At 25.1% G+C, this 23,988-nt stretch carries 21 protein-coding genes and 2 pseudogenes; 9 read left to right on the forward strand and 14 right to left on the reverse strand.

What is annotated here, in order from left to right; all coding sequences use genetic code 4:
* Positions 1-61: 61 nt before the first annotated feature.
* The 3 genes from AACK89_RS03855 (at position 62) to guaB (ending at position 4,789) form a co-directional block, all read left to right on the forward strand.
* The gene (locus AACK89_RS03855) at positions 62-1,693 is read left to right on the forward strand and encodes an APC family permease (RefSeq protein ID WP_338979255.1); all 1,632 of its coding nucleotides are present in this window, start codon (positions 62-64) and stop codon (positions 1,691-1,693) included.
* Positions 1,694-1,777: 84 nt separating this feature from the next.
* Positions 1,778-3,319, forward strand: a complete 1,542-nt coding sequence (guaA, locus tag AACK89_RS03860) for a glutamine-hydrolyzing GMP synthase (protein ID WP_338975106.1) — start codon at positions 1,778-1,780, stop codon at positions 3,317-3,319.
* Positions 3,320-3,322: 3 nt separating this feature from the next.
* Entirely contained in the window at positions 3,323-4,789 is a 1,467-nt protein-coding gene (guaB, locus tag AACK89_RS03865) for an IMP dehydrogenase (RefSeq protein WP_338979256.1), read from the forward strand.
* A gap of 56 nt (positions 4,790-4,845) precedes the next feature.
* On the opposite strand, the gene AACK89_RS03870 is transcribed toward guaB, so the two are convergent.
* From AACK89_RS03870 to AACK89_RS03890, 5 genes are all read right to left on the reverse strand, one after another.
* Positions 4,846-5,472 (reverse strand): hypothetical protein, encoded by a 627-nt coding sequence (locus AACK89_RS03870; RefSeq protein WP_338979258.1) that lies wholly within the window; start codon positions 5,470-5,472, stop codon positions 4,846-4,848.
* A complete protein-coding gene (locus tag AACK89_RS03875; RefSeq protein ID WP_338979259.1) occupies positions 5,441-5,797 on the reverse strand; it encodes a hypothetical protein in 357 nt (118 codons plus the stop codon). The genes AACK89_RS03870 and AACK89_RS03875 overlap by 32 nt, the downstream gene beginning before the upstream one ends.
* A gap of 21 nt (positions 5,798-5,818) precedes the next feature.
* Positions 5,819-6,139, reverse strand: coding sequence for a hypothetical protein (locus tag AACK89_RS03880; RefSeq protein WP_338979260.1), 321 nt, complete (start codon positions 6,137-6,139; stop codon positions 5,819-5,821).
* A gap of 122 nt (positions 6,140-6,261) precedes the next feature.
* Positions 6,262-7,500, reverse strand: coding sequence for an IS256 family transposase (locus AACK89_RS03885; protein ID WP_281749630.1), 1,239 nt, complete (start codon positions 7,498-7,500; stop codon positions 6,262-6,264).
* A gap of 57 nt (positions 7,501-7,557) precedes the next feature.
* Positions 7,558-8,820 carry an IS256 family transposase gene (locus AACK89_RS03890; protein ID WP_338979281.1) on the reverse strand — a complete coding sequence of 421 codons (1,263 nt, stop codon included), beginning with the start codon at positions 8,818-8,820 and terminating at the stop codon, positions 7,558-7,560.
* A gap of 385 nt (positions 8,821-9,205) precedes the next feature.
* Between AACK89_RS03890 and AACK89_RS03895 the strand changes: the two genes are divergently transcribed.
* A complete protein-coding gene (locus AACK89_RS03895; RefSeq protein ID WP_338977332.1) occupies positions 9,206-9,358 on the forward strand; it encodes a hypothetical protein in 153 nt (50 codons plus the stop codon).
* Positions 9,359-9,808: 450 nt separating this feature from the next.
* Here AACK89_RS03895 and AACK89_RS03900 read toward each other — a convergent pair whose 3' ends face one another.
* The 5 genes from AACK89_RS03900 to AACK89_RS03920 are packed head-to-tail and all read right to left on the reverse strand — an operon-like array spanning position 9,809 to position 14,073.
* On the reverse strand, positions 9,809-10,390 hold the full coding sequence (locus tag AACK89_RS03900; protein WP_338960836.1) for a hypothetical protein: 582 nt from the start codon (positions 10,388-10,390) through the stop codon (positions 9,809-9,811).
* A 45-nt stretch (positions 10,391-10,435) separates the two neighbouring features.
* Positions 10,436-11,383: a methionyl-tRNA formyltransferase gene (gene fmt, locus AACK89_RS03905; protein ID WP_338977334.1), complete on the reverse strand. Its 948-nt coding sequence runs from the start codon at positions 11,381-11,383 to the stop codon at positions 10,436-10,438.
* The gene (locus AACK89_RS03910) at positions 11,370-13,124 is read right to left on the reverse strand and encodes a DUF2779 domain-containing protein (protein ID WP_338975295.1); all 1,755 of its coding nucleotides are present in this window, start codon (positions 13,122-13,124) and stop codon (positions 11,370-11,372) included. The genes fmt and AACK89_RS03910 overlap by 14 nt, the downstream gene beginning before the upstream one ends.
* 36 nt (positions 13,125-13,160) lie before the next feature.
* Positions 13,161-13,769, reverse strand: coding sequence for a hypothetical protein (locus AACK89_RS03915; protein WP_281747823.1), 609 nt, complete (start codon positions 13,767-13,769; stop codon positions 13,161-13,163).
* A gap of 22 nt (positions 13,770-13,791) precedes the next feature.
* The gene (locus AACK89_RS03920; protein WP_174480491.1) at positions 13,792-14,073 is read right to left on the reverse strand and encodes a hypothetical protein; all 282 of its coding nucleotides are present in this window, start codon (positions 14,071-14,073) and stop codon (positions 13,792-13,794) included.
* A gap of 212 nt (positions 14,074-14,285) precedes the next feature.
* On the opposite strand from AACK89_RS03920, the gene rpsT reads away from it, so the two are divergent.
* Positions 14,286-14,546: a 30S ribosomal protein S20 gene (gene rpsT / locus AACK89_RS03925; RefSeq protein ID WP_338960848.1), complete on the forward strand. Its 261-nt coding sequence runs from the start codon at positions 14,286-14,288 to the stop codon at positions 14,544-14,546.
* Positions 14,547-14,652: 106 nt separating this feature from the next.
* On the opposite strand, the gene ilvA is transcribed toward rpsT, so the two are convergent.
* Both ilvA and AACK89_RS03935 read right to left on the reverse strand, forming a co-directional pair.
* Positions 14,653-15,903 carry a threonine ammonia-lyase gene (gene ilvA / locus AACK89_RS03930; RefSeq protein ID WP_338977336.1) on the reverse strand — a complete coding sequence of 417 codons (1,251 nt, stop codon included), beginning with the start codon at positions 15,901-15,903 and terminating at the stop codon, positions 14,653-14,655.
* Positions 15,904-16,036: 133 nt separating this feature from the next.
* Positions 16,037-16,246: a hypothetical protein gene (locus AACK89_RS03935; protein WP_338977338.1), complete on the reverse strand. Its 210-nt coding sequence runs from the start codon at positions 16,244-16,246 to the stop codon at positions 16,037-16,039.
* 153 nt (positions 16,247-16,399) lie between these two features.
* On the opposite strand from AACK89_RS03935, the pseudogene AACK89_RS07670 reads away from it, so the two are divergent.
* The 3 genes and pseudogenes from AACK89_RS07670 to uvrC all read left to right on the forward strand — a co-directional run.
* Positions 16,400-16,573, forward strand: a pseudogene (locus AACK89_RS07670) (IS256 family transposase); the annotation flags it as partial.
* Between the two features lie 479 nt (positions 16,574-17,052).
* On the forward strand, positions 17,053-18,123 hold the full coding sequence (locus tag AACK89_RS03945; protein WP_338977340.1) for a hypothetical protein: 1,071 nt from the start codon (positions 17,053-17,055) through the stop codon (positions 18,121-18,123).
* 104 nt (positions 18,124-18,227) lie between these two features.
* The gene (gene uvrC / locus AACK89_RS03950) at positions 18,228-19,997 is read left to right on the forward strand and encodes an excinuclease ABC subunit UvrC (RefSeq protein WP_338977341.1); all 1,770 of its coding nucleotides are present in this window, start codon (positions 18,228-18,230) and stop codon (positions 19,995-19,997) included.
* A 331-nt stretch (positions 19,998-20,328) separates the two neighbouring features.
* Here uvrC and AACK89_RS03955 read toward each other — a convergent pair whose 3' ends face one another.
* Entirely contained in the window at positions 20,329-20,739 is a 411-nt protein-coding gene (locus AACK89_RS03955; protein WP_338977343.1) for a hypothetical protein, read from the reverse strand.
* A gap of 30 nt (positions 20,740-20,769) precedes the next feature.
* Positions 20,770-21,869 (reverse strand): annotated as a pseudogene (locus AACK89_RS03960) (IS3 family transposase).
* Positions 21,870-22,060: 191 nt separating this feature from the next.
* On the opposite strand from AACK89_RS03960, the gene parE reads away from it, so the two are divergent.
* Complete coding sequence (gene parE / locus AACK89_RS03965; RefSeq protein WP_338977345.1) at positions 22,061-23,983, forward strand: DNA topoisomerase IV subunit B; 1,923 nt, start codon at positions 22,061-22,063, stop codon at positions 23,981-23,983.
* Positions 23,984-23,988: the final 5 nt, after the last annotated feature.

Genomic DNA, 23,988 nt, shown 5'->3' on the forward strand with positions numbered 1-23,988 from the left:
AAAATATTTTTTTAAGTTATAATTAAAAATAATTTATTTTTTGAAAGGAATTACTAATTGAATGTTTAATTTAAAAAAATTAAAATTTTGAGCAAAATCATCTCGTGCTAATAATGAAAAAATTAGTCTTAATGAATTAATATGAATTGGTTTTAACTATACTTGTGGTATTGCATTTCCAATGGCATTAATTGGCATTTATTATTGAAATAATGGTGGCGTTGATTTACATATGCTATGAGTTATTTTATTATGTGCTTTAATTGCTGCGGGAACTGCACTTGCTTTTACTAAATGTAGTCGTGTTTATCATGACACTAATGGTGGCGCTTATGTTTATGTTCGTGGAGTTTTTGGTCGTTTTTGAGGTTGAATAATTGGTTTTATTCAATATATTACTTTACCTTCAACAATTATTGTAACTATTATTTCTATGTTTCGAGTGAATTTAGATCAATTATCAATTTTTGATTGAGCTCCTGAACGATGATCAAGTTTAATTATTGATAGTATTGGTATTTTTATTTATGCTGCTGTTGCTAGTTGCATGTATTTTGGAATGAAGGGATTTCGTTGATTTGTTAATTTTTCTGGTATTATTAAATGAGGTTCTGCTTTGTTTTTAATTGTTTGTGCTATTATTTTGGTAGTAACTAATAAAGGTTTAGCATTTTCAGAAGCGGCTGAAGGAACAAAAAACATTAATTTAACTTTACCAAAAATTAATAATGCATTTAGTGGATTCTTCTATTTCTTTATTGGTTTTGAAACTTTTATTGTTGTTGGAAAAAATGTTAAAAATCCAACTAAAAACTTTGGTAAAGGTATTTTAATAGTTTTATTATTATCAACTATTTTTTATTTAGCTGTATCAGTATTAATATTTGGTGCCATTACTATTGACGGTACAAATGGCCAAAATGGTTGATCTGGAGCTACTAATGAATATAATCCAAATAATGTTATATCAGGAATTGCTGGTATTACTGGTATGATTGTACTAGTTGTTTCTACTTTATCATTGAAATTAAATGGTGCTATGCAAAATTCTTTATATTCTGGTGGTATGATTCAACCATTAGCCAAAGAAGGATATATTACTGAAAAATTAGCCAAATTAAATAAAGAAAATATTGCAATGCGTGCTAGTACAGCTAATTTAATTATTACTATTATTGCTTGTATTATTATGTTAATAATCCCAGATTTAATTGGTGCACCTTTTGATTTTAATACAGTACTAGGATTTTCTACTAACATTACTATTGCTGTATATATTTTTGTATTAGCTGCCACATGTGTTATGGGTTATCGTAAACAAATTAAAATTAAAATTTGAGAATGAATTATTTTTGTTGCTTGTGGTTTATTTTTGCTTAGTCAGTTTGTTGTTTTTAATTATGGCATGGTTAATGACATGATTAATAAAAGAGGCGAAGTATTAATAGCTGTTATTATTGAGTTCTTAATGTTTTGAATGTTTATTGCAATTGCTGTTATTTGATATTTTATTTATTATCAACCAAAATTAAAAATACGCTTATCATCAAATTTAGATTATCAAAATCAATTAGATCAAGAATTCATACCAATGACTGAAGAAGAAGCAATAAAATATTTACTTAATGAACCCGAAACAGAATTAGAACGAATTAAAATTCATGAAAATGAAGCCAGATCAGTTACAACTTAATTTCTTTAAAATAATTATTAGTGTAATCTATTTTATTTTTTGTCAAAAAATGATTTAATTACTATTATATTTGGAGGAATAAAAATGATAAATACACAAGTATTGATTTTAGATTTTGGAAGTCAATATACACAATTATTAGCAAGAAGAGTAAGAGAAGCAAATGTTTATACTGAAGTTTTATCTTTTAATATTAGTTATCAAAAAATAAAAACATATCCCAATTTAAAAGCAATTATTTTATCTGGTGGACCATCAAGTGTTTATTTACAAAATGCTTATAAAATTGATCAAGCAATTTTTAATTTACCAGTTGCCATTTTAGGCGTTTGTTATGGCATGCAATTATTGACAAATCATTTTAAAGGGAAAGTAGAATTAGCAGATGAACAAGAATTTGGAAAATCAATTTTATATCTTGATCAACCAAATAATAAATTGTTTAAAAAAGTTGCTAATCAATCAAAAGTATGAATGAGTCATGCTGATCATGTAACAAAAATTCCAAAAGATTTTATACAAATAGCTCATTCTGATTCTTCAATTTCAGCAATTGCACATTTGACTAAACCAATTTATGGTATCCAATTTCATGCTGAAGTTACCCATTCAGAATTTGGTAAGCAAATAATTGAAAATTTTTTATTTACAATAGCAAGTTGCACGAAAGATTGAAGTTTAGATGATTTTATTAGTAATCAAATTTCAGAAATTAAAGATAAAGTCCAAGATAAACAAGTTATTTTAGGTTTAAGTGGTGGAGTTGATTCTTCAGTTGCCGCTGCCATTATTTCTAAGGCAATTGGTAAACAGTTAACTTGCATTTTTGTTGATACAGGTTTATTGAGAAAAAATGAAGCAATTGATGTGATGGAAATTTATAAACAAAATTTTAAACTTAATCTTGAAATGATTGATGCAAGTAAACATTTTTTTACTGCCTTAAAAGGTGTTAAAAATGCTGAAGAAAAAAGAAAAATTATTGGTAAACAATTTATTGATGTATTTACAACAGCAGCAAGAAAATTTAAAACGGCTGATTTTTTAGCACAAGGAACAATTTATCCAGATATTATTGAATCTTCAAGTAAACATGCAAGTTCAAAAACAATTAAAACTCATCATAATGTTGGTGGTTTACCTGATGATTTACAATTTAAATTGTTAGAACCATTAAAAACCTTATTTAAAGATGAAGTAAGAGAAATTGGTTTAAAACTTGGGTTACCTGAAACATTAATTAATCGTCATCCTTTCCCTGGTCCTGGATTAGGAGTTAGAGTTATAGAAGAAGTAACAAAAGAAAAATGTTTAATTTTACAAGAAGTTGATCATATTTTTATTACCAAATTGAAAGAAAAAAATATATATAATCAAGTATCACAAGCATTTGCCACTTTGCTACCAGTTAAAACTGTGGGCGTAATGGGTGATAATCGCACTTATGATTATGTTGTTAGTTTAAGAAGCGTTAATACAATTGACTTTATGACAGCAACAAGTTCACATTTACCATGAGAATTTCTAGATGAAGTTGCAAATGAGATTATTAATAAAGTAGATGGTGTTAATAGAGTAGTTTATGATATTACATCAAAGCCACCAGGTACTATAGAATGGGAGTAAACTATGAATAAAGATTTAAATCAAAAAATAATATGTGAAGGAATTACTTTTGATGATGTATTATTAGTTCCAGGATATTCAGAAGTTTTACCAAATCAAGTTTCTTTAAAAACTAAATTAACAAATAAAATTGAATTAAATATTCCAATTTTATCTGCTGCTATGGATACAGTTACTGAATCTGATCTAGCAATTGCCATGGCAAGAGTTGGTGGTATTGGCATTATTCATAAAAATTTATCAATTGCTGAACAAGCTTTAGAAGTACAAAAAGTGAAAAGAAATGAGTCAGGTTTTATTACTGATCCAATTACTATTGGTGTTCAAACTTTAATTAGTGAAGCAAAATCAATTATGAGTACTTATCGAATTTCTGGATTGCCTGTTGTAAATGAAGAAAATCAACTAATTGGAATTGTTACTAATCGTGATTTGAAATATCTTGATAATGATAATGCATTAGTTAAAAATATTATGACTACCAAAAATTTAATTGTTGGTGATAAAACAACAACAATCGAACAAGCAAAACAAGTTATGTTAAAAAATAAAATTGAAAAACTACCAATTGTTGGTTCAAATAATAAATTGATTGGTTTAATTACAACAAAAGATATTGATAAAGCTATTGATTATCCAAATGCTTGTAAAGATGATCAAGGACGATTAAGAGTTGGTGCTGGTGTTGGTGTTGGTGAAGACACTTTAGCAAGAGTTGAGGCATTAGTTAAAGCAAAAGTTGATGTATTAGTTGTTGATTCAGCACATGGTCATAGTTTAGGGATTTTAAAAACAGTTAAAATAATTCGTAAAACTTATCCAAAATTAGATATTATTGCTGGAAATATTTGTACTGCAGTTGGAGCACAAGCACTTTATGAAGCTGGCGCAAATTGTATTAAAGTTGGTGTTGGTCCTGGTAGCATTTGTACTACTAGAATAATAGCAGGAGTTGGTGTGCCACAAATTACTGCTATTAATGATGTTTATAATTGAGCAAAAAATAAAAACGTAACTGTCATTGCTGATGGTGGTATTAAATATTCTGGTGATATTGTAAAAGCAATTGCTGCTGGTAGCAATTGTGTAATGTTAGGTAGCATTTTAGCCGGAACAGAAGAATCACCAGGTGAGGAAATTATTGTCAATGGTAAAAAATATAAAAATTATGTTGGTATGGGTTCATTAGTTGCCATGAAACGTGGTAGTAGTGATCGTTATTTTCAAAAAGGAATTAAAAAATTAGTGCCAGAAGGAATTGAAGCACGCGTTCCTTTTAAAGGAAAAGTACAAGATGTTGTTTTTCAATTAGTTGGTGGTATTAGAAGTGGTATGGGTTATGTTGGTGCTAAAAATATTTTATCTTTAATCCAAGATTCTAAATTTGTAAAAATTTCAAGTGCTGGTTTAAGAGAATCACATCCTCATGATGTTGAACTAACAAAAGAAGCACCAAATTATAATAAATAAAAAATTTGTATATTTAAAAAAAGTAAGTTTTAATAAAACTTACTTTTTAATTTTAATTAATATTTAATTTTTTTATTAATAACAATTTCATCATTTTGTTGTACGTTATGACTTTTAATTGTAATTTCTTTGTTAGTTTTATTTATAGAAATTTCAGAATAACCACCAAAAAGTGCACTACCACTTAAAACATCATAAATTGTTTTTTTACCAACATTAACTGCAATTATTTTTTCATCATATTTGGTTGGCACAAAGTGTTGATGTCCAGTTAACATTAAAATAACATTGTATTTTGCTAAAATTGCATTTTCAAATTCAGTTCTTTGTTCTTTATTTCATCATTCTTGATCAATTGAAAAATCATCATATCCATAATGAAAAGCTAAAACAATTGGCATATTACTCAAACCAACATTTATTTCTAAATCTTTTTGTAATTCAGTTAATGCTGGCCCAAGATCACTTCTTCCAAAATTTCAACCTGAAGTATCTTTATTAATTGGCGCTAAACTGCATTGAACAAAATGTATACCTAATCAATTTCAAGAATATACAGGAACTTCATTTTTTGAAGTATAATAGAGTAAGTGAGTTGCTGTCATAGCATTTTGTTTAACAATATTTTGGTTAAGTCAAGTTTGGTTAACTTTACAAGTAGTATCAGAATCATTGGTTACCAAAACCTGCTAAAAGATGATTAGAGATTGATGCTAACATTAATTTATAAGAAAATAAATTCCCTATATATTTAACATAACCTGTTAAATCACCAGAAATAATAACACCTCTATTATTATTTTCTGGTAAATGTTTAGCAAGGGCACTAATTGTTTTGTCACTAACTGATTGAGGATATCCAGCATGAATATCTGCTGTTGCTAAAAAATTAATTTCATCATTACTTTTTATTATACTTGTTAAATTTGAATTAATATTATAAGAAAAATTACTATTGGTCATTGATAAAGTATTACTTATTGCAAGTAGTAATAATATTTTTTTCATATCTTTTCCACTCCATATTAATTATAAAATTGCACTTATTGCTGGATTTAATACTAATGGTGGTTCTACTTCATTATTATTTATTGAATTTATTTGTGTTTGTGATAGTAAAGGTGTTGTTTCATCAATTTCTCTACTATTTGTTTGTCTTCTATTTTCATAAAGTACTTTTACATATTCAATAGTTTTTACACTAACAGTTGAAGTTATTGCCATTGTTACTGCTGAAATTAAACCTCATATTAAAACACCCTTAACTGTAGAACGATATGGATTAAAATCATTGTTTATATAATTATCAATAAAATCATATTCCATAATATCTAATCATTCAGCAATCATTGTTGGGATTGAATATCATCCAGCAATATTTCCTATAACTTCACCGAAAATGGTTGAACTTAGTATAATTTTATTTTGTAGAGGCTTTTTAATAATCTGTGTATCTTTGTTTTACAAAGTTACTAATTTAGATTAATTCTGTCTTCAAATTTTATCATAAAATGAGCAATTGCTGTATTTCAATTTTGAATAGGCAATGTTCATTTTTTTGTTATATTTTCAATTGCCAAGTAAAATATTTTGAAAACTGCCATATCATTAGGAAAAACTTTTTTATTTCTGATGATTTTTCGTAATTGACTATTAACAGATTCAATAGCATTTGTAGTATAAATCACTCTTTTGATTTCTACTGGATAACTAATAAAAACCATTAAATTATCTCAATTTTTATATCAAGATTTAGTAATTTGAGGATATTGTTTATTTCATTTACTTTCAAACGATTCTAAAGCTTGCATTGCTTGTTCTTCACTACATGCACTATAAATTGGTTTTAAATCTGCAACTAGACCTTTTCGATGTTTGTATGAAACATATTTTAAACTATTTCTAATTTGATGAACAATGCATAATTGATGTTCTGTTTTAGGATAAACTGATTGTATTGCTTCTGACATGCCTGTTAAATTATCACTACAAGCAATAAGAATATCATTTAAGCCACGATTTTTCATTTCTGTGAAATTAGATAATCAAAACTTAGAACCTTCATTTTCACTAATTCATAATCCTAAAACATCTTTTTTGCCTTCTAAATCAACTCCTAATGCTATATAAACTGATTTGTTAATAATCCGTTTATCTTGTCGTACTTTAACTACTATACAATCAAAATAAACAATAGGATAAATACTTTCTAATGGTCGATTTTGTCATGCTTTAACATCATCAATAACATCATCAGTAATTTGACTAATAACACTTTCACTAATATCAGCACCATGATATAACTCTTGCAACTGCATTCTAATGTCAGATAATGTCATTCCTTTTGCATACAAGGAAAGAACTTGTTGATCAAAACCATCAAATCTTCTTTGCCTTTTAGGAACTATTACAGGAGTAAAATTACTATTGCGATCTCTTGGTACATCAATTTCAATTTTACCTTGTTGAGTTATTAATTTTTTTGAACTTGTACCATTACGAGCATTTTCAGTAGTACTATGTTGATTTTTTTCATATCCTAAATAATTTTGCATTTCAGAATTCAACATTTTTTCAACTAATCTTTTTGTTAATTCTTTATATAAACCGCCAGGTTTAAAAACTGTTGTTAAATCTTCAGTATTTTCTAGTAATAAATCTACTGCTTTTGATATTGGATCATTATTATTAAAGTTATCTTTTTTAGCCATCTGTAACTCACTCTTTCTAGTCATTTAATTATATTTACTAGAATTAATTAAACATAGTTATTTTTGTAAGTTACACAGATTACTAAACATTTCCATTCTGTCTTCAAATTTTATCATAAAATGAGCAATTTCTATATTTCAATTTTGAATAGGCAATGTTCATTTTTTTGTTATATTTTTAATTGCCAAGTAAAATATTTTGAAAACTGCCATATCATTAGGAAAAACTTTTTTATTTCTGATGATTTTTCGTAATTGACTATTAACAGATTCAATAGCATTTGTAGTATAAATCACTCTTTTGATTTCTACTGGATAACTAATAAAAACCATTAAATTATCTCAATTTTTATATCAAGATTTAGTAATTTGAGGATATTGTTTATTTCATTTACTTTCAAACGATTCTAAAGCTTGCATTGCTTGTTCTTCACTACATGCAATATAAATTGGTTTTAAATCTGCAACTAGACCTTTTCGATGTTTGTATGAAACATATTTTAAACTATTTCTAATTTGATGAACAATGCATAATTGATGTTCTGTTTTAGGATAAACTGATTGTATTGCTTCTGACATGCCTGTTAAATTATCACTACAAGCAATAAGAATATCATTTAAGCCACGATTTTTCATTTCTGTGAAATTAAATAATCAAAACTTAGAACCTTCATTTTCACTAATTCATAATCCTAAAACATCTTTTTTGCCTTCTAAATCAACTCCTAATGCTATATAAACTGATTTGTTAATAATCCGTTTATCTTGTCGTACTTTAACTACTATACAATCAAAATAAACAATAGGATAAATACTTTCTAATGGTCGATTTTGTCATGCTTTAACATCATCAATAACATCATCAGTAATTTGACTAATAACACTTTCACTAATATCAGCACCATGATATAACTCTTGCAACTGCATTCTAATGTCAGATAATGTCATTCCTTTTGCATACAAGGAAAGAACTTGTTGATCAAAACCATCAAATCTTCTTTGCCTTTTAGGAACTATTACAGGAGTAAAATTACTATTGCGATCTCTTGGTACATCAATTTCAATTTTACCTTGTTGAGTTATTAATTTTTTTGAACTTGTACCATTACGAGCATTTTCAGTAGTACTATGTTGATTTTTTTCATATCCTAAATAATTTTGCATTTCAGAATTCAACATTTTTTCAACTAATCTTTTTGTTAATTCTTTATATAAACCGCCAGGTTTAAAAACTGTTGTTAAATCTTCAGTATTTTCTAGTAATAAATCTACTGCTTTTGATATTGGATCATTATTATTAAAGTTATCTTTTTTAGCCATCTGTAACTCACTCTTTCTAGTCATTTAATTATATTTACTAGAATTAATTAAACATAGTTATTTTTGTAAGTTACACAGATTACTAAACATTTCCAAAAAAATAGATCATACAGATTATATAATTACAGGTGATACAATAACTATATTTTTTGAAAAAAATAATAAACAATTATCTGACAATTATTTATTAAATATTTTATCCAAACCAAATGATGGTCTTGTATTACCTAAATTACCAACCACATCTAACATATCATTAAATAACTTTAATGATATTCCAGAATTTAAAATTGGACAACCTAAATCAAAATTATTAGTTGATACAGATTTAACAAACTATCTAAAAAGTCCAATTTATTCTTTAGGAGAAAGAATTGCTGATCTTATGAAACAAGGTGACCACTTTAAAGTTAAAGTAAGTAAATCCGTAAATGATGGAACTTATTTTTCAAAAGGTGATGTTATTAAAGTAAAATTTTCAATTGGTGAAATTCAATTTAATAATGAATATAATAATTATTCATTTTTTTATTATTAATTAAATATTAAAAGTAACATTTCATGATATTAATTTATCTATATTACTGATGTTAATCTCTTTGTTTGAGATTTACTACCTTCAATAACACTATTATTTTCTGATTCATTTATTTTTTCTACTATATATGTCATAGCAGAAACCGTTCCCACCGCAATAATACTACCAGCTCCAATTATAATACCACTAATAGCAGCAGCAGAAAGAACAGTAGTTGCAATAACTGTTTCAGATGGTGTTGGATCGATTATATGATTTTTAATTACTTTTTTTAACTTAGATATTTTTTTAAAACTTTTTTAATTTTTTTATTCATAAAACCTTTTTCTCCTTATTTTAATTAAAAACCCTTTACCTTAAAACTTAAGTAAATGGGTATAAACTTATATTAATTTTATAAAATTATACCATATTGTCTATATTAGATATCAATAATTGATAATAAGTAAACTATTCTAAAACAGTTATTTTTTTATTTTTTAAATAATCAAATTCTTGATCATTTCAAAAACTATAATTTGATCTAATCTTATTTTTACTAAGAGCATAATAAAGTGGAATAGCAACAAAATAAGCAAAGATAGCTTGAATACTATCAGTAATTAATTCATTAACTGTAATAGCATAATCTTGATAAATTACTAAATAAGACAATGGGTAAATAAGTAATAAAATACCAGCAAAAAAGAAAGTATAAATAGTACTTCATCAAGATTTATTAATTAATAACTTAATAACAAAAAACATTAAAATTCTAATAAAAATTGTAATAGGAATAACCACAATTTTAACACCACTAATTAAATCAAAAATGCCACCCGCAATTGGTCCTGCAAATAACAGCATTGGCCCTTCAAAAAAAGCACAAAACGGAATAAAAACAGCATCAAATAATTGCAAAGTAGAATTTCCACCAAATAAACTAGTAATTGCTCAACCAAAAAGAAAAGTTGAACAATAACCAATTGTTACTAATAAACCAGTAATAATACCAGTCATTGCTAGATATTTAATTGAGCGAAAACGATACATCTTTTCCTCCTAGATTACCAAAAAATATTAGTTATTTTTTTATTACTATTTAAAGATAAAACCAATTGCAATTGGATTAATTTTAGAACCATAGTAACAAGCTGCTATAATTTCTTTTTTACCTGCTGGTTGAATAACCTTAATTACTATGTTATTAGTTTTAGTGGCAACAATAATACCTAATTTATTTATTGCAACAATTGTTCCTGGCAAAGCATTTGATAATTCATTAGTTACTGTTACTTGATGAATTTTGTATATATTATCATTCAATGTAGTATAAGCGATTGGTGTATTATACAATCCACGAACATGACATGAAATTAATTGTGCTGAAAGATTTCAATTAATTTTTTCATCACTTCTTTTAATATTTAAACCAAAAGTTACTTTATTTTCATCTTGTTCTTGCTCTTGTATTTCATTATTAATGATTTTTAATAAATATTTTATTAACATATTTTGTGCTAAAGTTATCAACTTATTAACTAAAGAAGTATATGTATCCTCAATACCAATTGAAACTTGTTCTTGAACATAAATTGCTCCTGCATCCATTTTACTTACCATTTTCATTAATGTAATACCAGTAGTTTGTAATCCATTAATAATTGCTCATTGAATAGGGGCACCACCACGCAATGATGGTAATAATGAAGCATGAATATTTAAACATTTATATTTTGGTAAATTTAAAATTGCTTTTGGTAAAAATTGACCATAAGCACAAGTAAGAATAACATCAATATTTAATAATTGTAAACTTTTTAAACTTTCAATAATATTTTCTGGTTGGAAAACAGGGATTTGATATTCTTCTGCCAATTGTTTAATTGCTAAAGGAACAACTTCTTGTTTACGACCAATTTTACGATCTGGCTGACAAACAACACCAACTATTTCAACTTCATTTTTCATTGTTATTAACAATGTTTTTAAAATATTTTCAGAAAAAAAAGAAGAACCCATAAATAAAATTTTAAATTTTTTCATAATTTTCGCCCTCAATTTTTGCTTTGTACATTTCAATAATATTTTTTACATGTCAGAATAATACTACCATACCTAAAGTATCTTGAGCACAATATTTTAACATATTTTCACGAAAATTATGAATTCAATTAGTTAAACTAATGTTATTTTCAACTCTTCTACGAAAAACTTCTGATGCCATATCTCCTTTTTTAATAACTAATCCTTCATAAGAAAAGGAAGGTTCAAATGCTGGTAAAGTTTTTTTAATTGAAAGAGAACCATAAAACTGTTCTTTATAAATTTTAAATTCTTTAAAAAAATCTTGTAAATCAATAGTACCATCATGGATTAATGATAATTTATTTTTATATTGAGGATAATAATAAGCTAATTTTTTAAGAACAGATTTCTCAAATGATTGATTATAAGCAACATACGTACCCTTACCATGAATATTAATTAAATCATGACATAATTTTTTTGTTAACATTTCTCTTGGATCATCATTTCCATCTGCTAAAAATTCATAATGTTTAATTGATTTATAAGTTTTAAAATCAAAATCTGGTGCCAATAATACATGGACAGAATATTGAAAAGGAATTTGTTGATATGGTTTACTATTTTTAAACTTAGGTATTGCAGATTTCATAGTCTCAAAATCATACATATAAATTGGATATTGGTACTTTTTGTATTCAATTTTTAAATCAACAAATTTATTGCCATCAATTAATTTTTCACCATTTTTAATTACATCATATTGTCTTAAATGTAAATTAGACTTTGTTAAAAATGGTAATAATCTTTCATCATTAATTTCTAACAAATCTTCTTCATAATATCACAATGCTTTCTTAGTTTTTCTTAAACGATATAATTCAAAAATAGTATTATGAATAGAAAAATATTTAAAAATATGAGGACAAAATTGATTACTATTTTCATGACAATAAGGTAAAGTTAATAATTTAACTATTTCATCAATATCACTAATTTTAATAATATTCTTAATATTTTCATATTGTAATTTCAAATTATTATTTAAAATTTCATCTTGAATTGATTCAAAAAGACTAAAACTTTTTTTAGTATTAGGACTTTTTTGCCAAGTTGATCCATTAACAATAAATAATTCATTTAAATCTATTTTTTCTTTCTTAACATAATTATTATTTAAATACATAATATAAGTATTAACTACTTTAATTCCACATTTGGTTAAAATATCATACTGATAAAGTAAATCTCACATATGTTCTTCTTTAACTCAAGTTACTGCTTTTACTTCAATTAAATCCCAACCATCATTATTTCGTTTTAAAATATCACACTTAGTAACACAGCCCTGATATTCAAATCTTGGTTCAAATAAAACATCATACTCTTTATTATTAATAATTTCTATGACATTATTACCCGGTTCAGACTCAAAATTAAAATAAGAATATTTTACTTTAAAATATTCTTGAGCATAGTGCCCAGTTTCAATACCATCTGCAATTGTTTCACCAAGATAAAATTCAGAATCATCTTCTTCATTATAATTATTTTCAAATGTATCATCATCTAAATCAGAAATAGTAATTAAATTAGATTTAAATTTACTACTTGTTTTAGTATGCGTTAGTTCAACAAAATTTATTATCTTTTTCTCTTCAATTAAATGCTTAGCTAAAGCATAATTTTTTGCATTTAAAAATCATGAAAGTTTTCGACAAATACGGAAATGCTTATAATCATCTTTATAAATTTTCATTACATATCACCCAATTGCCTACTTAAAAATAAAGATTTATTTATCTTTTCATCCAGAAAATTTATCATGAATTGCAATTTTAGGTTTTTCTAAATTTTTAGCACGTTTTTTATTTTCTTTATTTTGTAAACGTTCTTCTTCAATTGCAAGTTTAACGGCTTCATTTTCTTTTTTAATTGCTGTTTTTTCTTCTGCTGTCTTTCTTTTTATTTTAATTTTACCACTACGTTTTTTTGACATTTCAATTTTCTTAAGTGTTTCTTCTAAATCCAATTCACAATTTACTTTTCAAATTGTTTCAAATTCTTTCTTTGATAATTGCTTAGTAAATCCTTCTACCTCAAATGCTTTAGTTGCAAATAAATCATTTTTCTTAGAATCATATAATTTTACAATTACATCAAAAACATCACGATAGCGATATTCTTTACTACTACGTGAAACTACTTGTTCAAATTCTACTGTTTTATGTTGCAATTTTAATTCATCACGCATAAAGGATTTAATAATATTTTTTACTTCTTTTTGACGTTGTTTTTTCTCTTCTTTTTTCTTCTTTTTTGCTGAAATGGTTGTAAAAATAAAAATTATTAAAACTACTCCTATAAGCGCTAACATTCATCATTGACTAGATAAATTTCCCATTTTTTATTCCTCTTTTTTTGATTTATAAATTTTCCTCGATTACTGCTAATAGTTTAGTTGGACTCATCGGTGAAATTGTTAAAATTAAATTAACATCTTTTTTAATTACAAAATAAAGATGTGTTTTATTTACTCTAATATATTTAAAACTTTTTGTCTCTTCAATATCATAAGACTCATTAATCAATTTTAAACAATATTCACGTAATTGGATATCATTTAAGTCTTGCAATTTTAATCTTGTTCTAATCCTACCAATACTATGGTAAGAAAATTGATAAGGGTTACGAAAATAGTAACTCATTTATTTACCACACCTACATTTATCATTAAAGTTTTTAAACAAATCATTTACATTAAAAGTGTAAAAAAATTAAAATATACTATTAACAAAAAGCTAACACATTAATTATACTGAAAAAATAAAAAATATTATACAACATTTATGATTTTTGTTATAATTATTTTTGTTGTAATTAATCTATAAAACATGTTCAAAACAAAAAAGGAGAAAAAATGGCTAACATTGCATCACAAATTAAAAGAATTAAAACAAACCAAAAAAGAAATGAAATTAATAAAAGTTATAAATCTAAAGTTAAAACTGCTTTAAAAAAAGCTGAAATATCAATAAAAAACAAAGCAGAAAATGCTACAGTACTTGTTAATGAAGTATGTAGTTTAATTGATAAAGCTGTTGTTAAAGGCATTTATCACATTAATAAAGCTGCTCGTCAAAAATCTAAAATTATGACTAAATTAGCAAAAGCAAAATAACTATAATTTATTTTAAAAAGAGACACTATTAATAGTGTCTCTTTTTAAAATATAATTGATATTTTTAAACTAAATTTTTGTTTTAATAAAATACCAAATTCAAAAATTATTTAGCTAATAATGTAAAGTTAGAACTTGATGCTCTAATCTCAGCAAAAATTTTATTTTTTTGAAATTCATCTGATGTATCCATAACTATAAAAATACTAAAATTACTAATATCTAATTTATTACGATCAAATGTACTGTGAATTTTATAAATAGAAGCACCATTTTTAGTAATAATATTAATAATTTCGCTAATAGTACTATTATTAATTTTACCGTTAACTGAAAAAGGAACTCGTCGATGTGAACTAATTAAGGCACTATTAATAATTGTTCCTAATGTAGTAATATCAACATTGCCACCACTAATTACACAAACAACATTTTTATCTTTACCAATGATTTTATCTAATTTACCAGAAAGAATAGCAGCAACACTAACAGCACCACTACCTTCAGTTACAATTTTACATTTTTCTAATAAAAATAACATTGCTTGTGCAATTTCTTCTTCGCTAACAGTAATAACTTTATCAACATTTTTCTTTAAAATATTAAATGTTAATTCCCCTGTTTGTTTAACAGCAATTCCATCAGCAATTGAACTTTTACCTTGAATTTTAAATGGTTTTCCTTGTTTTAAAGCTTGATTATAAGAATCAACATTTTCTGCTTCAATACCAATAAATTTAATATTTGGATTTTTACTTTTTAAATAAATTGAAATACCACTTAAAAGTCCTCCTCCACCAATTGGAACTAAACAATAATCAATTTCTTTACCCATTGCATTCATTTGTTCATATATTTCCAAACCAATTGTACCTTGACCAGCAATAACAAAATTATCATCATATGGATGAACTAACGTTAACCCTTCTTCTTTTTCAAGTCTTAATGCTTCAGACATTGCATCATCAAACATATTACCACAAAGTTTAACAGTACATTTAGCACCACCAAATTCTTTAGTAGCAGCAATTTTGGCTAGTGGTGCTGTTACAGGCATAACTATCTTTGATACTAAATTTAAACTTGAAGCTGCTAAAGCGACTCCTTGTGCATGATTACCAGCACTAGCAGCAATTAAACCCTTTGCTTGCTGTTCCTTTGATAAATTAAGAATTTTATTTAAAGCGCCTCTAATTTTAAAACTACCTGTTTTTTGTAAATTTTCTAACTTTAAAAATATATTATTACCAGAAAATGAAGAAAGTTTATCTGCTTTTATCAAACTTGTCTTACTAATTTTATCTTTAATTTTTGAATACGTTTCTTCAATTATTTCTTCACTTACTAAATTTTCCACAATGGTTCCTCCTGAGTTTCTATCTAATTTCTCAAATATAATTAATTATACAATATAATAACTTTTATTTATAAAACAACAAAAGTAATCATTAATAGTGAAAGGGTCACCCCTAAGTTGCAATAATTATACTCTAGTGAAAAAGTAATTGAAATACTCTTTCTGGAGTATTTTTAATTATTGTGTGAAATCTTGTATTATTGTATTTTCAAATAGCATGATTCATATGTAATAAAAAGGTATTTTTATTTTTGAATTTTTGTCTTTTAAAATAAACAACTTTTAAAGTTTTAAATACAGTTTCAACAATTGCATTTTGATATGAAGCATAGCCATCTGTCATGCTTAATTGAATATTATTTTTTTTAGCATAATTTCAATAATCATGAGTTCGAAACTGTAGGAAATGTTTAGTAATCTGTGTAACTTACAAAAATAACTATGTTTAATTAATTCTAGTAAATATAATTAAATGACTAGAAAGAGTGAGTTACAGATGGCTAAAAAAGATAACTTTAATAATAATGATCCAATATCAAAAGCAGTAGATTTATTACTAGAAAATACTGAAGATTTAACAACAGTTTTTAAACCTGGCGGTTTATATAAAGAATTAACAAAAAGATTAGTTGAAAAAATGTTGAATTCTGAAATGCAAAATTATTTAGGGAGGCTTTTTCTTTCTTCTCTTTCGGCTTTTAATTTAGCTTGGTCTCTTTCAATTTTTCGTAGTTGTTCTGCTTGTTTTTCGGCTTCTTTTTGTCTTTCTTGTTCTTCTTTTTTATTTTTATTAAAACCTCACATTGTTTATGTCCCCTTTAAAATTAGAAAATAAAAACCCATTTTACTTTAAATGAAGCAACGGGTAAAACTTATATTAAGTTTACAATGATTATATAATATTATATAAATTAATTGTTAAATAAATATAAATAAGAAAAATGATTTATTTTAAATTTTTAAAATCTAGAAAATAATGAATATGAAATTTAAATAATACATTTTTTATGATAAAAGTATTAAAAAAATATTATTGTTCTTTTGCAATAATAAATCAAAAATCGATTATAGAAAGATATTACATATATCAATTATGTTATACTATTTTTATAAGTTATTTTGTGGAGACTGTTAAGAGGTGATATTCTTATGATTAAAAATGGCATTAAAATATCAAAATCTCAATCTCGTGGTGATGAAGTTGGGTTACTTTTTTTCTTATTAGTAATCTTCTTTTTCCTAATAGTTAGTTTAACTAGATTTTCAATAATTGGTAAAGTACTTGATGATTTTCTTTTTTCTTTTTTATTTGGATGAGTGAAATATGCTGTTTATTTCTTTCTTTTTTTAATGATTATTCCTTTAGCTTTTGGTTATCGCATGCAATTTAAATTGAAGTATATTTTTGTTACTTTTTTATTTTTAGTGATTAGTTGTTGGACAACACAAACTTTAACTTTAATAATTTTAGGAAAGAATAATTTATGAACTAGTTATTATAATTTAAACCTATTAAATATTAGTGAAATATACGTTAAAACATGATGAAATACAAATGCTATAAATAATTATCTAGGTTTTTTTGCTTCACCAATTTCTTTTAAAGACTTTAGTGTTGAAACCTTTTTTCCAGCATATGCTACTGGTGGCATTATTAGTAATGTTTTAATAGGTATTTTTAATTATGGTTTTTTTGTTACTAATTTAATTGCAAACTTTATTAGTATTTTTTCTTTAACTTGTTTATTTATTTTTAATAAACCTTTTATTTTCTTTAGCAAAATGAAACAAATTATTAAACAAATTATTATTAATAATAAAAATAAAAAGCAAAAAAATAAAATAAATGCTGATTTAAAACAAAAACATATTAAGTTAAAAAAAGAAAAATTATTAATTGATAAACAAGTTAAAAAATCTTTTAGAAAAGAAAATAATTTTAATAAGGAATCAAAGAAGGAACCATCTATATCACCAGTAAAAAAAGCAGAAATAAAACAAAATGATAATAGCGACATTATCAATAAACCTTCTTTACCTATTGTTTATTTTAATGAAAATAGTTATTTAACTCCTTTTGGTAAAATTGACCCTGAAAAACAAAAAGATGTAATGAGTAATAGCAAAGGTACTCTGGTAGTTAAAAAAAGTTTAGAAGATAGTATTTTAAATCGTGAAATTATTAATGATAACGAGACTATTATTAATAACGAATCATAAGTAATTAATAATGAATAAAATTAAGAGTTTACTTTAGGATAAAACATTATATTAATGTTAAAATCAAAGTATCTTTTAATTTGTTAATAAATTTAGGTGAACTAATGGCAGAAAAATCTTTACTACAAATGAAAATTAAACTTTTACCTAATATTGCTGGATGCTATTTATTTAAAGATATACATAATAATTTAATTTATGTTGGTAAAGCTAATTCATTAAAAAAACGAGTAACTTCATATTTAAATAAAGCCAGTAATTTTAAAACAATGTTATTAGTTAATGATATTCATGATGTTGAATACATTACGACATCTAATGAAAAAGAGGCTTTAATTTTAGAACAAACATTGATTAAAAAACATCATCCTAAATATAATATTTTGTTAGCAGATGATAAAAAATATCCTTATATTCAAATCACTAATAATCGTGATCCACAATATCGTTATGTACGTAGTGCTACTAAAAAAGAGGGACATTATTATGGACCATTTCCCGATGGTACTGGTGCGCGTGAAATTTTAAAGTTATTGGAACGAATTTTTCCATTACGAAAATGTGCTGGTAATCTTGGTAAACCTTGTTTATATTATCATTTACAGCAATGTTCTGGCGCTTGTTTTAAATCAGTACCTATTACTTATTATGAAGATATGATTAGTAAAATTGATCAATTTTTCAAAGGGAATGTTACTGCTGTTAAAAAAATATTAATTAATAATATGAATATTAGTGTTGAAAACTTACAATTTGAAAATGCTAATCGTATTAAAATTTTGTTATCAAAAATAGATCTATTTTTATCACAACAAGTTGTTGAGTTTCAAGATTATGGAAATCGCGATTTTATTAATTTTTTAATTGAAAATGAAATGGTTGTTTTAATTACTTTATTTTATCGTAATGGTAAATTGCAAGCTAAAGATGAACAAATAGTTCAAAATAATTACTTAGAAATTCAAGATTTAATTCGTAATTATTGTCAACAACTATATAGTAAAAATACATTGCCAAATGAAATATATTTACCATCAAATATTGATTTAAAACAATTAAAATTATTATTTCCACAAATAAAATTTATTAATCCAATTAAAGGAACAAAAGAACATATTTTAACATTGGCAAAAACCAATGCCATTTATGCATGAAATAATTATTTACAGACTAATCAGTTTAATGCGCCGTTAAATATGATGAAAGTATTATCACAATGATTAAAAATTCCTAATTTAAATCATTTAGAGGTTTTTGATGTTTCTAATCTTCAACAAAGTGCTAGTGTTGGTGGTATGATTGTTTATAAGAATGGTAATCCTAGTTTTAATGATTATCGCAAATTTTTATTAGATCCAAAAATTGTTGATGATTATCATCGTTTTTGTGAAATGATTTATCGTAGATATCATCACTTAGTTATTAATAAATTGCCACTTCCTGATTTAATTATTGTTGATGGTGGAAAACCACAAATTAGTGCTACATTAGAACAACTAACATTATTAAACTTAACAATTCCTATTATTGGATTAGTTAAAAATAAAAAACATCAAACTGATAAAATTATAAATGATAAAATGCAAATTATTAATATTCCTAAGACTGATGCTTGTTTTTTATTTTTGAGTAAATTACAAGATCAAGTTCATAATTATGCAATTAAATATCATAAAGCAAAGCGAAGTCAATCAATGATAAGTAGTGTTTTATCATCAGTACCAGGAATTGGTTTACAATTACAAAATAAAATATTACAGCAATTTCCAACTTGACAATTATTGCAAAATGCTACAAAAACAGAACTTTCATCATTAGTTAAATCAAAAGTAATTTTAGAAAAACTATGAAAAGAATTACATAGTTTTGAATAATATGTTATTAAGAAATAAATAATAACGTAAATAAGATATTTATCTAAGTTACTAATGTAAAAATATCAAAAGTTAGATAAAAAATATCTTAATGTTTTAAGATATTGAAAATTTTAACGTATTGCTTTCGTTTGTGAAAGAATTTTGCATTTGTAAATCGATACTACTAATATGTTCTCAACTCTCAATACTATTTTTATCTTTTGGCATATAATAGTCAATATTTTTTTTCTATTTTCACTAGCATTTTTATTAATTTCTTGTTTTTCAATTGGATTTCAATTTGGAGATGAAGGAATTAATTGTTTTATAAATACTTTATTTTTATAAGTTAATTGATGTTCTTTTTAATAGTCAAAGTATTTTTTGGTTGTAATAACATACAAGCATGATTTCATGCCGAATTTCCCGAATTATCTTGATAATCAATATCAACTGGTCATTCATTTATTAAATAAGTTACTAATTTTTGTCAATCATTTAATACTGCTATATGTAATAATGAATAATTTTCTTTTCCAAACTTTAGAATATTAATAAAATCTTTTTTTAGAGAATGATTATTAAGTTCTGAATTAATATTTTTAAGTTTTTGATTTAAATTATGTTTATAGTTATCAATGATTTCAATAATTTCTTCTTGATTATTTTTTCAAATTTCATTATCATTTTGATTATCTTTTATTTCATTAGTTTTTTTTAGTTGTTCATTTAAAACATTATTAATGTTTTGGAATGGCAACCCTTTTTAGGACTATTTTTTGGTAGACATTTATTTTTGATAATTAACTGGAGTTAAGTAGTTTAAAGTGCTGTGAATTCTTATGTTGTTATATCAGTTGATGTAATCAAATAATTCTAATTTTAATTGGATTAATGATGTAAAATTTTTATCATTAATAAATTCAATTTTGAAAGTTTTAAAAGTTGCTTCAGCAACAGCGTTATCATAAGGACAACCTTTTTTGCTTAAAGAGCGATTAATATTGAATGCTAGTAAAAGTTTATCAATAATTTTATTATTAAATTCATTACCGCGATCACTATGAAATATTTGAATATCTTTTAAACAACGATTTGAGTGCATAAATGCTTGATGTACTAATGATGCATCTTTTTTAGTACCTACACTATGTCCAATAATTTAGCGGTTAAATAGGTCAATTAATAGGCAAATATAGTTTCATTTACCATTAACTTGAACATAAGTTAAATCACTAACAATAACTTCATTTTTAAGCCTATTATTAAAGTTTCTATTAACGATATTGGTTATTTGACTATCGTTGACTTTATTATGATGATTTTTGAATGATAATTTAGTGTATTTTGATATTAAATTATGTTTATTCATAATTTCTTTAATTTTTCTGCGTGACAAATAAATATTCTTTTCTTTTAGAACAACTTTTAATCTTCTTGTTCCATAAACTTCTTTATTTTCTTTAAAAGCACTAATAACAGCTTCATCATAAATATTATTTTGTTTTCTTTCTTTTTCCTTTAAATTAAAATAATATGTTGATTTAGAAAGTTTTAAAAAACGACACATTGTGCGAATTTTATATTTAACTTTATTTTTAGCAATAATTTCTATTTTCTGCCTATTATTAGTGATGCTTGCTTTAAAATATCATTTTCCATTCGTAACTGTTTTAATTCTTTTCTTAATTTAATTAATTCATTTTCTTCAATAGAACGATTATCTTTAGTTTTAAAACTGCCTGAATTAGTAAATTGCTTAATTCAATTATAAGTAGCTGCTCTTGTAACATTGTACTCTTTAGCAAGACAAGACACTGACTTACCGCTTTGATATAAAGCTACTATTTGTTTTTTAAATTCATCGGTATATGAGTTAATATTGGCCATAATTATAGTTCCTTTCTTTTAACTAATTTGTTCACTTGTCTACGTAATTAGTGTCCAATAAAGTGTAACCTATCCAAACCTTTAACTTTAAATTATAAAATTGATTTAGTTCTTTTATCGACATTATCTTTAAATAAATAAATATATGATAAAATGAAAATGAAATAAATTGTAGTAAGGAGTTTTTTTTCATGGCAAATAAACCAAAAAACAGTGTTTATAATGAATCATCAATTCAAATTTTAGAAGGTCTAGAAGCAGTTAGAAAAAGACCTGGAATGTATATTGGTTCTACTGATAATCGTGGTCTTCATCATCTAGTTTGAGAAATTGTTGATAATGGTATTGATGAAGCATTAGCTGGTTTTTGTACTAGTATTGTTGTTACTATTAATGTTGATAAGTCAGTTACTGTTGAAGACAATGGTCGTGGTGTTCCAACTGGTATGCATGCTTCAAAAAAAAGTACTCCCGAAGTTATTTATACGGTTTTACATGCTGGTGGAAAATTTGACACTAATAGTTATAAAACCTCGGGTGGTTTACATGGCGTTGGTGCTTCAGTAGTAAATGCTTTAAGTAATTGAATGATTGTTACTATTCATCGTGATAAAAAAATTCATGAAATTAAATTTAAAAATGGTGGTAAGATTGATCAAAGTTTAAAAATGATTGGTAACACTTATAAAACAGGAACTAGGGTACAATTTTTACCTGATTTTCATCGTGTTTTTCTAGGTTGTGATTGAAATGTTCATTTATTTGAACAACATTTACGTGAAAGTGCTTTTTTAATTAATGATTTAAGTATTCAATTAATTGATAAGAGGATAGGTACTGAAGAAACTTTTCATTATGAAAATGGCTTAGTTGCTTTTATGCAATATTTAAATAAAGATAAAAAAAATTTATCACCAATTGTTAGTTTAAAAGGTAAACAAAATAATATTGACGTTGAAATTGTATTACAATATACGGAAGATTATAGCGAAACGTTAGTAGGGTTTGCCAATAACGTTAAAACTGTTGATGGTGGAAGTCATTTAGTTGGTTTTAAAAGTGGTTTAACAAAAGCTATTAATGAATATGCAAGAAAACAAGAATTATTAAAAGCAAAAGATAAAAATTTAGAAGGTAATGATTTGCGAGAAGGTTTGGTTGCTATTGTTTCGTTGCGTATTCCTGAAAATTTAATTCAATACGAAGGTCAAACAAAAGGTAAATTAGGAACGCCCGAAGCAAGAATTGTTGTTGATAATATTGTTAATGAAAGATTTTCATTTTGACTTCACGAAAATAGTGATGCTGCTAAAAAAATTATTGATAAAGCCATTAAGGCTCGTGATATTCGTAATGCTTTAAGAAAAGAACGTGAATCATTGCGTAATAAAAGTAAAGATACGCAAAAATTTTTAGTAGGTAAATTGGTGCCCGCACAAAGTAAAAATCCTAATATTAATGAATTATTTTTAGTGGAAGGAGATTCCGCTGGTGGCAGTGCCAAGTCAGGTCGTGATCGTAAGTTCCAAGCGATATTACCGTTAAAAGGAAAAGTAATTAATGCCGAAAAAACTAAAGTAATTGATCTTTTTAATAATGAGGAAATTAGTATGATTATTAATGCGATTGGTGCTGGTGTTGGTAACGAATTTAGTATTGAAAATTGTAATTATAATAAAGTCATTATTATGACTGATGCCGATACTGATGGTGCCCATATTCAAATTTTATTACTAACTTTTTTCTATCGTTATATGCGAGATTTAATTACTTCGGGTAATATTTATATTGCATTACCGCCTTTATTTAAAATTTCTTTTAAAGAAGAAGAGCAAGAGAAACATGTATATGTTTGAAATGAGTTAGAATTAAAAGATAAAGTTGAAACAATTAAAGGTAAATATGACCTGCAACGTTATAAAGGTTTAGGAGAAATGAATGCTGAACAATTATGAGAAACAACTATGGACCCAAACGTCCGTCAATTAATTAAAATTACTATTGAGGATGCTCTATCAGCAGAAACAGAAATTCAAATATTAATGGGTGATAAACCAGAAAAAAGACGAAAATGAATTGAAGAAAATATTTCTTTTGAAGCTAGTGATTATTAAGAAAA

Origin of the sequence: Spiroplasma endosymbiont of Panzeria rudis, from assembly GCF_964019705.1 — a bacterium.
GTDB lineage: Bacteria > Bacillota_I > Bacilli_A > Mycoplasmatales > VBWQ01 > Spiroplasma_E > Spiroplasma_E ixodetis_A.